Consider the following 15,190-nt stretch of genomic DNA (forward strand, 5'->3'; position numbering starts at 1 on the left):
GAACACCAGGTGGCGCTGAATTTCGTGGTCACACGGTTTGGTTGTAGATGGTTGCCAATAATAACGATGCCAGTGAGTTGATACTAAAGGAAAAAATATGACTGATCTGAAAAACGATCGCTATTTGCGTGCGCTGTTACGTCAGCCAGTGGATGTGACCCCAGTATGGATGATGCGTCAGGCTGGCCGTTATCTGCCTGAATATCGTGCTATACGGGAACAGGCCGGAGATTTTATGTCACTGTGCAAGGATGCCGATCTGGCTTGTGAGGTGACGCTGCAACCGCTGCGTCGTTATAACCTGGATGCGGCCATTCTATTTTCGGATATTCTCACGGTTCCCGATGCCATGGGGCTGGGGCTCTATTTTGAAACCGGTGAAGGGCCGAGATTCACGTCGCCAGTCACTTGTCATGCGGATGTGGAAAAATTGCCGATACCGGATCCTGAACTGGAACTGGGCTACGTGATGAATGCGGTACGTACTATCCGTAAAAATCTGGCGGGAGCAGTGCCGCTGATTGGTTTTTCCGGTAGCCCGTGGACGCTGGCAACCTACATGGTAGAAGGCGGTAGCAGTAAAGTTTTCACCGTTATTAAGAAAATGATGTTTACCTCACCGGATACATTGCATCTGTTACTGGATAAGCTGGCGGATAGCGTCACATTGTATCTGAATGCCCAGATTAAGGCCGGTGCGCAGGCTGTGATGATTTTTGATACCTGGGGTGGCGCGCTGAGTTGTGCAGATTACCGCGAGTTTTCCTTGCATTATATGCATAAAATTGTTGATGGACTGCTGCGTGAACATGAGGGACGACGAGTACCGGTCACCCTGTTTACCAAAGGTGGCGGTCAATGGCTGGAAGCCATGGCCGGTACTGGTTGTGACGCGCTGGGACTGGATTGGACCACCGATATTGCCGAGGCCCGACATCGGGTGGGAAACCGTGTCGCTCTGCAAGGGAATATGGATCCTTCCATGCTGTATGCTTCTCCGTCCAGGATCGAGCAGGAAGTGGCGACAATACTGAATGGATTCGGCTCCGGCAGTGGCCATGTATTCAATCTGGGACACGGTATTCATCAGGATGTGCGGCCTGAAAATCCAGGCATTTTTGTTGATGCGGTGCATCGGTTATCGGCTCCTTATCATCGGATGGCATGATGGATATTCAGGCACTGCGCGAAGAGCAACTCGACAAGGCATCACAGGTCATTTGCTATGATAATTTGCCGTTTGAGCAACCTGCTTATATCGCTGGTGCTGATGTAGGATTCGAGCAGCAAGGCGCGGTGACACGAGCAGCGATTGTGGTACTGGAATATCCGTCTCTGATGCCGGTGGAATATCAGATTGCCCGTATCCCTACGATCATGCCTTACATCCCAGGCTTCCTTTCTTTCCGCGAATATCCAGCGCTGCTGGCAGCGTGGGAAAAATTGCAACATCGACCTGATTTACTGTTTGTGGATGGTCACGGTATTTCCCATCCCCGTCGTTTTGGTGTGGCCAGTCATTTTGGCCTGCTGGTAAATATACCTACCATTGGCGTGGCGAAGCGCCGACTATGCGGTCAGTTTTCTCCGCTGGAAGAACCTATGGGCAGCCAGCAGCCGCTGCTTGATCATGGTGAGCAGATCGGGTGGGTGTGGAGAAGCAAGGTACGTTGTAATCCGCTGTTTGTTTCCCCTGGACATCGCGTCAGTATCAATACCGCGTTAGCATGGGTAACGCGCTGTGTTCGTGGCTACCGTTTACCTGAGCCGACCCGTTGGGCGGATGCCGTGGCATCAAATCGGAAGGCCTTCCAGCGCTGGCAGCAGCAGTGATGGTGAATAATACTGATAAACGCACTTTAGGAATTCAGGAATAGGGCATTGGCCTGATTTCAGGTACACTCCCGCCCATAATTTATGTGAGATGACCGATGTTACGTAACCCTATTCATTTGCGTTTGGAAAAACTGGAAAGTTGGCAACATGTCACTTTTATGGCATGCCTTTGTGAGCGGATGTACCCTAATTATCATGAATTTTGCCAGCAAACCGGCTTCGGTGATGCTCAGGTCTACCGGCGTATTCTCGACCTGGTTTGGGAAACGCTGGTGGTCAAGGATGTCAAAGTCAACTTTGATAATCAGTTGGAAAAACTTGAGGATGCGGTCCCGTCTGCTGAAAATTATGATATTTACGGCGTTTACCCCGCGATTGATGCCTGTATTGCTTTGGGAGAACTTATTCACTCCCGTCTGAGCGGTGAAACACTGGAACATACCATTGCTATCAGTGAAACTTCCATTCGTACAGTGGCCATGCTGGAAATGACACAGGCGGGTCGGGAAATGACAGACGAAGAACTGAAAATTCTGCCCGCTATTGAACAGGAATGGGACATTCAATGGGAGATTTTTCGTTTGTTGGCAGCCTGCGAAGAGCGTGATATAGAATTGATAAAAGGACTGCGTGCAGACTTGCGTGAGGACGGCAGCAGTAATATTGGGATAAATTTATACCAATAACACGGTAAAACGTGATTTAAGGCCTGAAATAGCCTGTGAGACTTCACATCCGCACCCTGTCTGGTCTACATTTGGGGAGCGAAAAAAAAGTGGCTGTCGGTGCGTGTATGCAGGAGATCGCTATTATGGCATTTCCGGCGCACTCGATGCTTAGCAAGTGATAAACACACTGTAAGGATAACTTATGAATAAGACTCAACTGATTGATGTAATTGCTGATAAAGCTGACCTTTCTAAGGCTCACGCCAAAGCAGCGTTGGAAGCGACTCTGGCGGCGATTACTGAGTCTCTGAAAGAAGGTGATGCAGTACAATTAGTCGGTTTTGGTACTTTCAAAGTCAATCATCGTAATGAGCGCACTGGCCGCAATCCGCAAACGGGTAAAGAAATCAAAATTGCTGCTGCCAATGTGCCTGCTTTTGTATCCGGTAAAGCATTGAAAGACGCTGTAAAATAACGGTATGTTGGGAAAAGGTTTAAACAGAGGGGCGAATACGCCCCTTTTGTTTTTCTTTCGCAGCATCTGTATTGGGGTGGGAGTCATGCTGATGACCGCCTGTAGTTCCCATTCGCCTCCATCAGACTTCTATGCGGGAGGATATCTTGCTGATCGCGGTGTCGTGCGTTTATGGCGTAAAGATGATGTTCAGCAACATGTCACGACGCTGATGACGGTTTATAGTCCGCATCAGGGCCAGAATACGCAAATTACCCATTATCTGTTCCAGCAGGGTAGTGTGCGCGAAATTCAACAAAGTAAATCTGGACCGCCAAAAGAAGAAACCCGTTTACGTTTTGATGCCAATGGCACTGTTAGCTATATGCAACGTCAATTTTCTGAGCATCGAGAGTCTTTGTCTGAGGATGAGATAGCGCTGTATCAGTTTGATGCCAAACGTATGCTGGAGTTAAGTGATGCATTGCGGGTAGGTAATATACAGCTCAAACAGGGTATATGGCAGAATAATCAAGTAATGACCTGTAATGGACAACTGGTACGCCCGGATCTGGATCGATCATCTTTGTCGTGGATTGCCCAACGCCGTCAGCACTCGACCGGTGTGCTCAGTATTGCCTGGCTGGAGTCCCCTGAAGGTTCGCAATTGTTGTTAGTGGTGAACACCGATTTTTGCCGTTGGGAACCTACTGCCAAAACCATAGACATGTGGGAGTGATGTACGTTATTAATCTCCAAGCCGGAGATAGTGACATCCCTGGTAAAATTAATGTGATGTAAATTTGGCGGCGATGGGAAGCTCGCGAGGTGGGGTGGAGAGGTGAGCCCAGAGGGCCCACCTGGAAGATAAATCAGGCTTTTTCGCGGTCGATAGCACGATAACCGATATCCTGACGGCAGAAGCAGCCATCCCAATGAATATCTTTCGCCAGCTCGTAGGCTCGTTGCTGTGCAGCTGCCACGCTATTACCCAGAGCAGTAACGCATAAGACTCGACCACCATTGGTTACCACATTTTTACCGTTTAACACGGTACCAGCATGAAAGACTTTCCCATCCGCTACTTCCTGAGAGGGGAGGCCGTTAATCACGTCACCGGTGCGGTAATCCGCTGGATAACCTCCCGCCGCCAGTACCACCCCTAAAGATGGACGTTCGTCCCAATCAGAGCTTGTTTTATCTAACTTGCCTTCACAGGCGGCCAGGCATAATGCGACCAAATCAGAACGCAGGCGCAACATGATTGGCTGGGTTTCCGGATCGCCAAAACGACAGTTAAATTCAATTACCTTTGGTTGACCATCGGCGGAGATCATCAAGCCGGCATACAGAAAACCGGTATACACATTTCCTTCGGCGGCCATACCACGCACGGTTGGCCAAATCACCTGCTCCATGACGCGCTGGTGAATTTCATCTGTGACCACCGGTGCTGGAGAGTAAGCTCCCATACCACCGGTATTAGGGCCAGTATCCTTATCACCAACTCGCTTATGATCCTGACTGGTCGCCATCGGTAGCACATGCTCGCCATCTACCATAACGATAAAGCTGGCTTCCTCACCGTCCAGAAACTCTTCTACCACGATACGGTGACCTGCATCACCAAACGCATTGCCTGCCAACATGTCGGTTACAGCATTTTCCGCATCCTCCAGAGTCATAGCGACAATAACACCTTTACCCGCGGCCAAACCGTCTGCTTTGATTACGATAGGTGCACCCTTTTGGCGGATATACTCCAGTGCTGGCTGAACTTCGGTAAAGTTTTGATACTCTGCTGTCGGAATATGATGGCGTGCCAGAAAATCTTTGGTGAATGCCTTGGATCCCTCCAGTTGTGCAGCTGCCTGCGTCGGTCCGAAGATTTTCAATCCCGCAGCACGGAAAGCATCCACTATGCCAATCACCAATGGTGCTTCTGGACCAACGATGGTCAGGCCGATAGCGTTTTGCTGGGCGAAAGACACCAATGCGGGAATATCCGTCGCGGCAATACTGATGTTCTCCAGTGTTGGTTCCAGCGCGGTACCGGCGTTACCCGGAGCCACATAGACTTTGTCAGACAGCGATGACTGAGCGGCTTTCCAGGCCAGCGCGTGTTCACGCCCACCATTGCCAATAATTAAAATATTCATGGTTATAATCCCGGATTAATGACGGAAGTGGCGCATATCGGTAAACAGCATAGCAATTCCGTGCTCGTTGGCAGATGCAATGACTTCATCATCACGAATAGAGCCTCCTGGTTGAATTACACAAGAGATACCCACTGCGGCAGCGGCATCAATACCGTCGCGGAACGGGAAGAACGCATCAGATGCCATCACGGAACCTTTGACTTCCAGCCCTTCGTCACTGGCTTTGATGCCAGCGATTTTGGCGGAGTAAACACGGCTCATCTGGCCAGCGCCAATACCGATGGTCATATTGTCGCGGGCATAGACAATTGCGTTGGATTTGACAAATTTGGCGACTTTCCAGCAGAACAACGCATCACGCAGTTCAGCGTCGGTTGGCTGACGTTTGGTCACTACGCGTAGTTGCGATGCATCCACCATTCCCAGATCACGATCTTGCACCAGCAGGCCGCCATTAACGCGTTTGAAATCCAGACTGGGTACGTTCTGCTGCCATTGCCCGCAGGTCAGAACACGGACGTTCTGCTTCGTGGCGGTTACCTGCAACGCTTCTTCACTGGCAGAGGGTGCAATGATCACTTCCACGAACTGGCGGCTGATAATGGCTTTAGCGGTGTCGGCATCCAACTCACGGTTGAACGCAATAATGCCGCCAAAGGCTGAGGTTGGGTCGGTTTTATAGGCGCGTTCGTAAGCATCCAAAATGGAAGTACTGATGGCGACGCCACAAGGGTTGGCATGTTTGACGATAACACAGGCAGGTTCGTCGAATTCTTTCACGCATTCTAGCGCTGCATCGGTATCTGCAATATTGTTGTAGGAGAGCGCTTTGCCCTGTAGCTGTTGAGCGGTGGCCACAGAGGCTTCGGAGATTTTATCTTCTATATAGAACGCTGCTTGTTGGTGGCTGTTTTCGCCATAGCGCATATCCTGCTTTTTGATGAAGTTCAGATTCAGCGTTCTGGGGAAATGGCCAGATGGCTGAGTAGTATCACCATAGTAAGCCGGTACCATGCTGCCAAAATAGTTGGCGATCATACTGTCGTACGCAGCGGTATGTTCAAAGGCTTTAATCGCCAAATCAAAACGGGTTTTATAGGTCAGGGAACCCTGATTGGCATCCATTTCCTGAATAATGGTGTTGTAATCGCTGCTTTTCACCACAATGGCCACGTCATTATGGTTCTTGGCGGCGGAACGCACCATCGTTGGGCCACCGATATCAATGTTTTCCACGGCATCTTCCAGTGAGCAATTCTCCCTGGCAACTGTCTGGGCAAACGGATAAAGGTTTACCACTACCATGTCGATCGGCTTGATACCGTGTTGTTCCATAATTCCATCATCCTGACCGCGTCGACCCAAAATGCCGCCGTGTACCTTGGGATGCAGTGTTTTGACCCGTCCATCCATCATTTCCGGGAATCCGGTGTAATCCGATACTTCGGTGACAGGCAGACCGGCGTTAGCCAGTAAATGTGCGGTACCACCAGTAGAGAGTAGCTCAATACCTCGTTGTGAGAGTGCCTGAGCAAATTCGACGATGCCGGCTTTGTCTGAAACACTGAGCAGAGCGCGGTGGATAGGACGACATTGTTGCATGATGGTTTGATCCCTTGGCTTAGGTTCGTAATGTAAAGAGCGCCACGTGAATATTGCGTATGTAGAAAGCAAAAGTGGGGGCTTCTAGATAAATATTCAGGTAACGCTCGATATTGGGCACCTATTTTATCAGGGGACGAATTGTAGCGAAAACGTTTGCGTGACGCTCGTCAAATTTCAGTTCTGGAAAGTATTGTGGATAACTCTGTGCGAAAAAGGGTATAAAACGGCATTTTGCTGTGGAATGCAGCAAACGATCATTTTTGTGATAAATACCTATTGCGGCCTGTCAGGAAGTCCCTATAATGCGCCTCCACTGACCCGGTGCTGGTGAACAACACAACGCCGAGTCAGGCGGGGAAAAACGAATTATTCGTTGACTCTGCAAGAGGATAGCGTAGTATACGCGACCTCACGTCAGCGGCAGTGCCGCGACGAACGCTCTTTAACAATATAATCAGACAATCTGTGTGGGCACTCACAGGACCCTATCGTAATCAATACGAAAAGACTTGAAGAGTGACTGACAGTAAATTCATTACGAATAAACAGTTATAAATTCTTTGAGCATCGCTTCTTCGGAAGCACATCAAACAAATCTTAAATTGAAGAGTTTGATCATGGCTCAGATTGAACGCTGGCGGCAGGCCTAACACATGCAAGTCGAGCGGCAGCGGGGGGAAGCTTGCTTCCCCGCCGGCGAGCGGCGGACGGGTGAGTAATGTCTGGGGATCTGCCTGATGGAGGGGGATAACTACTGGAAACGGTAGCTAATACCGCATAACGTCGCAAGACCAAAGTGGGGGACCTTCGGGCCTCACGCCATTGGATGAACCCAGATGGGATTAGCTGGTAGGTGAGGTAATGGCTCACCTAGGCGACGATCTCTAGCTGGTCTGAGAGGATGACCAGCCACACTGGAACTGAGACACGGTCCAGACTCCTACGGGAGGCAGCAGTGGGGAATATTGCACAATGGGGGAAACCCTGATGCAGCCATGCCGCGTGTATGAAGAAGGCCTTCGGGTTGTAAAGTACTTTCAGCGGGGAGGAAGGGGAGCACTTTAATAGAGTGTTTCATTGACGTTACCCGCAGAAGAAGCACCGGCTAACTCCGTGCCAGCAGCCGCGGTAATACGGAGGGTGCAAGCGTTAATCGGAATGACTGGGCGTAAAGCGCACGCAGGCGGTCTGTTAAGTTGGATGTGAAATCCCCGGGCTTAACCTGGGAACTGCATTCAAAACTGACAGACTAGAGTCTCGTAGAGGGGGGTAGAATTCCAGGTGTAGCGGTGAAATGCGTAGAGATCTGGAGGAATACCGGTGGCGAAGGCGGCCCCCTGGACGAAGACTGACGCTCAGGTGCGAAAGCGTGGGGAGCAAACAGGATTAGATACCCTGGTAGTCCACGCTGTAAACGATGTCGACTTGAAGGTTGTGGCCTTGAGCCGTGGCTTTCGGAGCTAACGCGTTAAGTCGACCGCCTGGGGAGTACGGCCGCAAGGTTAAAACTCAAATGAATTGACGGGGGCCCGCACAAGCGGTGGAGCATGTGGTTTAATTCGATGCAACGCGAAGAACCTTACCTACTCTTGACATCCTCAGAAGAGACTGGAGACAGACTCGTGCCTTCGGGAACTGAGAGACAGGTGCTGCATGGCTGTCGTCAGCTCGTGTTGTGAAATGTTGGGTTAAGTCCCGCAACGAGCGCAACCCTTATCCTTTGTTGCCAGCGCGTAATGGCGGGAACTCAAGGGAGACTGCCGGTGATAAACCGGAGGAAGGTGGGGATGACGTCAAGTCATCATGGCCCTTACGAGTAGGGCTACACACGTGCTACAATGGCGCATACAAAGAGAAGCGAACTCGCGAGGGCAAGCGGACCTCATAAAGTGCGTCGTAGTCCGGATTGGAGTCTGCAACTCGACTCCATGAAGTCGGAATCGCTAGTAATCGTAGATCAGAATGCTACGGTGAATACGTTCCCGGGCCTTGTACACACCGCCCGTCACACCATGGGAGTGGGTTGCAAAAGAAGTAGGTAGCTTAACCTTCGGGAGGGCGCTTACCACTTTGTGATTCATGACTGGGGTGAAGTCGTAACAAGGTAACCGTAGGGGAACCTGCGGTTGGATCACCTCCTTACCAAAGATAGCCGTTGTGTGAAGTGCTCACACAGATTGTCTGATGAAAACAGAGCGCGCGTCTGCGAAGCCGACATGATGTGTCCCCTTCGTCTAGAGGCCTAGGACACCGCCCTTTCACGGCGGTAACAGGGGTTCGAATCCCCTAGGGGACGCCAAAAATGACAGTGGGTGAAAGGCACGGTCAACGATAACCTAAAGCTGATTAGCGATAGTCAGGTTTATGTTATTTGCTCTTTAACAATCTGGAACAAGCTGAAAATTGAAACGATACAGCGAAACCTGCCTTGTATGGCGGGAGTTGGCTGTATCAGAGTCTCTCAAATAATTGCAGCGCGAGGTGGTCTTGCTCTTCATGAAAAAGACACCTTCGGGTTGTGAGGTTAAGCGACTAAGCGTACACGGTGGATGCCTAGGCAGTCAGAGGCGATGAAGGGCGTGCTAATCTGCGAAAAGCGTCGGCAAGGTGATATGAACCGTTATAGCCGACGATACCCGAATGGGGAAACCCAGTGTGTTTCGACACACTATCATGTCATGAATACATAGTGGCATGAGGCGAACCGGGGGAACTGAAACATCTCAGTACCCCGAGGAAAAGAAATCAACCGAGATTCCCCCAGTAGCGGCGAGCGAACGGGGAAGAGCCCAGAACCTGAATCAGTTTGTGCATCAGTGGAAGCGTCTGGAAAGTCGCACGGTACAGGGTGACAGTCCCGTACACGAAAATGCACGTGCTGTGAGTTCGACGAGTAGGGCGGGACACGAGATATCCTGTCTGAAGATGGGGGGACCATCCTCCAAGGCTAAATACTCCTGACTGACCGATAGTGAACCAGTACCGTGAGGGAAAGGCGAAAAGAACCCCGGCGAGGGGAGTGAAACAGAACCTGAAACCGTGTACGTACAAGCAGTGGGAGCCCCACCACCAAAGCATTCTCTGGTGATGAAGGCACCGCAACAGCAGCATCGCGGTGGCGGCGCGTCTTTTGCGACGCCCAACACACAAAACAAGCGGTGAGTGCTTTGGGGTGGGGTGACTGCGTACCTTTTGTATAATGGGTCAGCGACTTATATTTTGTAGCAAGGTTAACCGAATAGGGGAGCCGCAGGGAAACCGAGTCTTAACTGGGCGTCAAGTTGCAAGGTATAGACCCGAAACCCGGTGATCTAGCCATGGGCAGGTTGAAGGTTGGGTAACACTAACTGGAGGACCGAACCGACTAATGTTGAAAAATTAGCGGATGACCTGTGGCTGGGGGTGAAAGGCCAATCAAACCGGGAGATAGCTGGTTCTCCCCGAAAGCTATTTAGGTAGCGCCTCGTGAAGTCATCTTCGGGGGTAGAGCACTGTTTCGACTAGGGGGCCATCCCGGCTTACCAACTCGATGCAAACTGCGAATACCGAAGAATGTTATCACGGGAGACACACGGCGGGTGCTAACGTCCGTCGTGAAGAGGGAAACAACCCAGACCGCCAGCTAAGGTCCCAAAGTCATGGTTAAGTGGGAAACGATGTGGGAAGGCCCAGACAGCCAGGATGTTGGCTTAGAAGCAGCCATCATTTAAAGAAAGCGTAATAGCTCACTGGTCGAGTCGGCCTGCGCGGAAGATGTAACGGGGCTAAACCATGCACCGAAGCTGCGGCAGCGACGCTTAGGCGTTGTTGGGTAGGGGAGCGTTCTGTAAGCCGTTGAAGGTGGTCTGTGAGGATTGCTGGAGGTATCAGAAGTGCGAATGCTGACATAAGTAACGATAATGCGGGTGAAAAACCCGCACGCCGGAAGACCAAGGGTTCCTGTCCAACGTTAATCGGGGCAGGGTGAGTCGACCCCTAAGGCGAGGCCGAAAGGCGTAGTCGATGGGAAACAGGTTAATATTCCTGTACTGGGTGTTACTGCGAAGGGGGGACGGAGAAGGCTATGTTGGCCGGGCGACGGTTGTCCCGGTTTAAGCGTGTAGGTGGGTGCTCCAGGCAAATCCGGAGCGCTGTCAACACCGAGGCGTGATGACGAGGCACTACGGTGTCGAAGTGACAAATGCCACGCTTCCAGGAAAAGCCCCTAAGCATCAGGTAACATCGAATCGTACCCCAAACCGACACAGGTGGTCAGGTAGAGAATACTCAGGCGCTTGAGAGAACTCGGGTGAAGGAACTAGGCAAAATGGTGCCGTAACTTCGGGAGAAGGCACGCTGTGCGAGGTGAAGTCCCTTGCGGACGGAGCATTGCGCAGTCGCAGATACCAGCTGGCTGCAACTGTTTACTAAAAACACAGCACTGTGCAAACACGAAAGTGGACGTATACGGTGTGACGCCTGCCCGGTGCCGGAAGGTTAATTGATGGGGTAAGCCGCAAGGCGAAGCTCTTGATCGAAGCCCCGGTAAACGGCGGCCGTAACTATAACGGTCCTAAGGTAGCGAAATTCCTTGTCGGGTAAGTTCCGACCTGCACGAATGGCGTAATGATGGCCAGGCTGTCTCCACCCGAGACTCAGTGAAATTGAACTCGCTGTGAAGATGCAGTGTACCCGCGGCAAGACGGAAAGACCCCGTGAACCTTTACTATAGCTTGACACTGAACCTTGAGCCTTGATGTGTAGGATAGGTGGGAGGCTTCGAAGCGTGGACGCCAGTCTGCGTGGAGCCAACCTTGAAATACCACCCTTTGATGTTTGATGTTCTAACGTGGGCCCGTGAACCGGGTTGCGGACAGTGTCTGGTGGGTAGTTTGACTGGGGCGGTCTCCTCCCAAAGAGTAACGGAGGAGTACGAAGGTTAGCTAATCCTGGTCGGACATCAGGAGGTTAGTGCAAAGGCATAAGCTAGCTTGACTGCGAGAGTGACGGCTCGAGCAGGTGCGAAAGCAGGTCTTAGTGATCCGGTGGTTCTGAATGGAAGGGCCATCGCTCAACGGATAAAAGGTACTCCGGGGATAACAGGCTGATACCGCCCAAGAGTTCATATCGACGGCGGTGTTTGGCACCTCGATGTCGGCTCATCACATCCTGGGGCTGAAGTAGGTCCCAAGGGTATGGCTGTTCGCCATTTAAAGTGGTACGCGAGCTGGGTTTAGAACGTCGTGAGACAGTTCGGTCCCTATCTGCCGTGGGCGTTGGAAGATTGAGGGGGTTGCTCCTAGTACGAGAGGACCGGAGTGAACGCACCACTGGTGTACGGGTTGTGATGCCAATTGCATTGCCCGGTAGCTACGTGCGGAAGAGATAACCGCTGAAAGCATCTAAGCGGGAAACTTGCCCCGAGATGAGTCTTCCCTGGGCCTTCAAGGCCCCTGAAGGGACGTTTGAGACGAAGACGTTGATAGGCTGGGTGTGTAAGCGCAGTGATGCGTTGAGCTGACCAGTACTAATGACCCGAGAGGCTTAACCTTACAACACCCAAGGTGTTTTGGAATGAGAGACGAGCTATTTTCAGTGATGTTCCGGTATTGGTTCTGATGGTGACGCGGAAGTGTGACGGTTGGAACGAAACAGAATTTGCCTGGCGGCGATAGCGCGGTGGTCCCACCTGACCCCATGCCGAACTCAGCAGTGAAACGCCGTAGCGCCGATGGTAGTGTGGGGTCTCCCCATGTGAGAGTAGGGAACTGCCAGGCATTCAACTAGTAGACGAAGCCCTCTGTGAAAGCAGAGGGCTTTTTCATTATCGGCTTAAACCATCTCCCAGGAGGTGGTTTTTTGCATTGAGGGTGATAGCCTGTTGCAATTTGTCATTCAATGATCACACCTTATCGGGGGACCAGGTAGCGGAATTGTCGGCGGCTACTGGTTTACCGATCACTCTGGAGAATGACGCCACTGTGGCGGCTATCGGTGAGCGTTTTCACGGCGTGGCCAAAAAGTTGGATTCCTTTATTTATCTTTATATCGGAACCGGGCTGGGTGCCGGCATTTTTACCGACGGTCATATTTATACTGGCCATGCCCACAATGCTGGCGAGATCGGCCATATGGTGGTGCAGCCGTCTGGTCGCGCCTGCGCCTGTGGTAACCATGGTTGCCTGGAGCGCTATCTTTCGTTGCAGTCGGCCTACGAAGCCTGTGGACTCGATCCGATGACCGCCATGCCGGAAGATCTGCTGGGGGTGGACGAGAACCGCTTCGACCGCTGGGTTGAGTCGGCATTGCCTGCCGCCCGTCAGGGAATCAATATCATTGAATGTATCTTTGACGCGGAAGCGGTGATTATCGGCGGCCAGATGCCGCAACCGCTGGTGAAAAAAATTGTCGACCGGTTACATCCGTTATTGCGCTCGGTGCGTAGTAAATATCGCGACGACCAGCGGCTCAGGATCGGGATGACCGGTACCGGTACTGTAGCGTTGGGCGCGGCAGCCTTGCCGATATTCGATGAATTCAATCCTCAATATGAGGTTCTGCTGAAATAATGTTCGACAATCGAACCGGCAGGCATGAGTGATGACATAGCCGGCCGGTTCGGGTAGTTTAATGTAGTATCTGTGACAGGAACGTTTGGGTCCGTTCTGAGCGTGGATTAGAGAAGAAAATATCCGGCGGCGCCTGTTCGACAATCTCACCTTGATCCATAAAGATAACGCGATTGGCAACTGTGCGAGCAAAGCCCATTTCATGAGTTACACACAACATGGTCATGCCATCTTCTGCCAGACCGAGCATGGTATCCAATACCTCTTTCACCATTTCTGGATCCAGTGCAGAAGTGGGTTCATCAAATAGCATGATTTTAGGTTTCATACACAATGAACGGGCGATCGCCACGCGCTGCTGTTGGCCACCCGAAAGCTGTCCTGGAAATTTATGAGCATGTGCTGCAATGTGAACTCGTTCCAGATAATGCATTGCCAGTTCTTCCGCCTCCTTTTTTGGCATATGGCGTACCCAGCATGGGGCTAATGTACAGTTTTGTAATACGCTCAGGTGGGGGAACAGGTTGAAATGCTGGAACACCATGCCGACTTCTGTTCTGATTTTTTCGACATTACGGCTGTCGCCGTTCAACTCAATGCCATCAACAATGATGCGACCCTGTTGATGATCTTCCAGATGGTTGATGCAGCGTATTGTCGTTGATTTTCCAGAGCCGGATGGCCCACACAGAACGATACGCTCGCCCTGTTTTACCCGCAGGCTAATATCTTTCAGTACGTGGAATTGCCCATACCACTTATTCACATTTTCCAGTGCGATCATGCAATCGGAAAACGATGTTAAAGAATCCTGGTTCATGGATGACCTCAATGAGACGTGTGTTCGGTATTAAAACGTTTTTCTAAATATTGGCTATAACGCGACATACTGAAACAGAAGATCCAATAGATCATGGCAGCAAAGACATAGCCCTCCGTTGACATCCCTAGCCAGGCTGGATCGACCGTCGCCTGTTGGATACTGCTGAACAAATCAAACAGCCCGATGATGATGACCAGACTGGTATCTTTGAACAATGAAATAATGGTATTCACCAGACTGGGAATAACCATTTTCAGTGCTTGTGGCAGAATAACCAGCCCCTGCATACGCCAGTAGCCCAGAGCCAAAGATTGTGCCGCTTCGTATTGGCCTTTGGGGAGTGCCTGCAAGCCACCGCGAACCACTTCTGCTACATAGGCTGACTGGAACAGAATGACACCAACCAGCGCACGTAATAGTTTGTCTATGCTGGTGCCTTCTGTTAAGAACAATGGCAGCATGACTGATGACATGAACAGCACGGTAATTAACGGCACACCGCGCCAGAACTCAATGAAGACAACACAGAGTATCCGTATCACTGGCATGTGGGAACGGCGTCCCAATGCCAGAAGTATTCCCAGTGGTAAAGCACCAGCAATCCCTATGGCAGCGATAATTATTGTCAGTGTAAGCCCACCCCACTGACGGGTTTCAACGAGAGGCAGGCCACCGACTCCACCGTGTAACAGCCACCATGCCAGCACGGGATAAATGACGCACCAGCAAGCGATATAGCGTCCACGACGGGGCAGATTACTCCAGAACATTGGCAGAATACTGATCAGTGCGAGTGTTAGTGCGAAATTGATGCGCCAGATCTCTTTTGTCGGATACAACCCATACATGAAGTGACCAAACCGGGCATGAATAAACACCCAGCAGGCCCCGTCTCGGGTACAGTCGGAACGTGATGTCCCAACCCAGTTGGCATTGAAGATCGTCCAGTTCAGCAGCGGTGGAATCAGTTGCCATAGCAGCCACAGACAAAACAGTGTCAGCAGGCTGTTGGTCACGTTGGAAAACAGATTGCGCCGGCTCCAGGCGATAGCACTGTGGATAGGTGTTGGATTGGATGGTGTGTTCGTAATCAT

The 15,190-nt window shown here is 51.2% G+C and carries 9 protein-coding genes, 1 tRNA gene, 3 rRNA genes and 1 pseudogene; 10 read left to right on the forward strand and 4 right to left on the reverse strand.

Annotation, left to right across the window (positions count from 1 at the left end; genetic code table 11):
• Positions 1 to 97: 97 nt before the first annotated feature.
• The 5 genes from hemE to PCO85_01475 all read left to right on the forward strand — a co-directional run bounded on the left by hemE (position 98) and on the right by PCO85_01475 (position 3,697).
• A complete protein-coding gene (gene hemE / locus PCO85_01455) occupies positions 98 to 1,168 on the forward strand; it encodes a uroporphyrinogen decarboxylase (GenBank protein ID WJV54181.1) in 1,071 nt (356 codons plus the stop codon).
• Entirely contained in the window at positions 1,165 to 1,833 is a 669-nt protein-coding gene (gene nfi, locus PCO85_01460; protein WJV54182.1) for a deoxyribonuclease V, read from the forward strand. The genes hemE and nfi overlap by 4 nt, the downstream gene beginning before the upstream one ends.
• Before the next feature lie 98 nt (positions 1,834 to 1,931).
• Complete coding sequence (locus PCO85_01465; GenBank protein ID WJV54183.1) at positions 1,932 to 2,522, forward strand: YjaG family protein; 591 nt, start codon at positions 1,932 to 1,934, stop codon at positions 2,520 to 2,522.
• A gap of 184 nt (positions 2,523 to 2,706) precedes the next feature.
• Positions 2,707 to 2,979, forward strand: a complete 273-nt coding sequence (gene hupA / locus PCO85_01470; GenBank protein WJV54184.1) for a nucleoid-associated protein HU-alpha — start codon at positions 2,707 to 2,709, stop codon at positions 2,977 to 2,979.
• A gap of 4 nt (positions 2,980 to 2,983) precedes the next feature.
• Positions 2,984 to 3,697 (forward strand): DUF1481 domain-containing protein, encoded by a 714-nt coding sequence (locus tag PCO85_01475; GenBank protein WJV54185.1) that lies wholly within the window; start codon positions 2,984 to 2,986, stop codon positions 3,695 to 3,697.
• Between the two features lie 133 nt (positions 3,698 to 3,830).
• On the opposite strand, the gene purD is transcribed toward PCO85_01475, so the two are convergent.
• Entirely contained in the window at positions 3,831 to 5,117 is a 1,287-nt protein-coding gene (purD, locus tag PCO85_01480) for a phosphoribosylamine--glycine ligase (GenBank protein ID WJV54186.1), read from the reverse strand.
• Between the two features lie 15 nt (positions 5,118 to 5,132).
• Complete coding sequence (purH, locus tag PCO85_01485; protein WJV54187.1) at positions 5,133 to 6,722, reverse strand: bifunctional phosphoribosylaminoimidazolecarboxamide formyltransferase/IMP cyclohydrolase; 1,590 nt, start codon at positions 6,720 to 6,722, stop codon at positions 5,133 to 5,135.
• 602 nt (positions 6,723 to 7,324) lie between these two features.
• Between purH and PCO85_01490 the strand changes: the two genes are divergently transcribed.
• The 5 genes and pseudogenes from PCO85_01490 (at position 7,325) to PCO85_01510 (ending at position 13,273) form a co-directional block, all read left to right on the forward strand.
• Positions 7,325 to 8,867: ribosomal RNA gene (locus PCO85_01490) — 16S ribosomal RNA — on the forward strand.
• Between the two features lie 81 nt (positions 8,868 to 8,948).
• Positions 8,949 to 9,024, forward strand: a tRNA-Glu gene (locus PCO85_01495).
• A gap of 223 nt (positions 9,025 to 9,247) precedes the next feature.
• Positions 9,248 to 12,256, forward strand: a 23S ribosomal RNA gene (locus tag PCO85_01500).
• Between the two features lie 109 nt (positions 12,257 to 12,365).
• Positions 12,366 to 12,481 (forward strand): 5S ribosomal RNA (gene rrf / locus PCO85_01505).
• Together the 16S, 23S and 5S rRNA genes with 1 tRNA gene alongside form the textbook arrangement of a ribosomal RNA operon.
• Before the next feature lie 150 nt (positions 12,482 to 12,631).
• A pseudogene (locus PCO85_01510) lies at positions 12,632 to 13,273 on the forward strand (ROK family protein).
• A 58-nt stretch (positions 13,274 to 13,331) separates the two neighbouring features.
• Here PCO85_01510 and PCO85_01515 read toward each other — a convergent pair.
• Together PCO85_01515 and PCO85_01520 are read right to left on the reverse strand one after the other, a co-directional pair.
• Positions 13,332 to 14,093, reverse strand: coding sequence for an amino acid ABC transporter ATP-binding protein (locus PCO85_01515; protein ID WJV54188.1), 762 nt, complete (start codon positions 14,091 to 14,093; stop codon positions 13,332 to 13,334).
• An 8-nt stretch (positions 14,094 to 14,101) separates the two neighbouring features.
• On the reverse strand, positions 14,102 to 15,190 hold the full coding sequence (locus PCO85_01520) for an amino acid ABC transporter permease (protein WJV54189.1): 1,089 nt from the start codon (positions 15,188 to 15,190) through the stop codon (positions 14,102 to 14,104).

The organism is Prodigiosinella aquatilis, from assembly GCA_030388725.1.
GTDB lineage: Bacteria > Pseudomonadota > Gammaproteobacteria > Enterobacterales > Enterobacteriaceae > Prodigiosinella > Prodigiosinella aquatilis.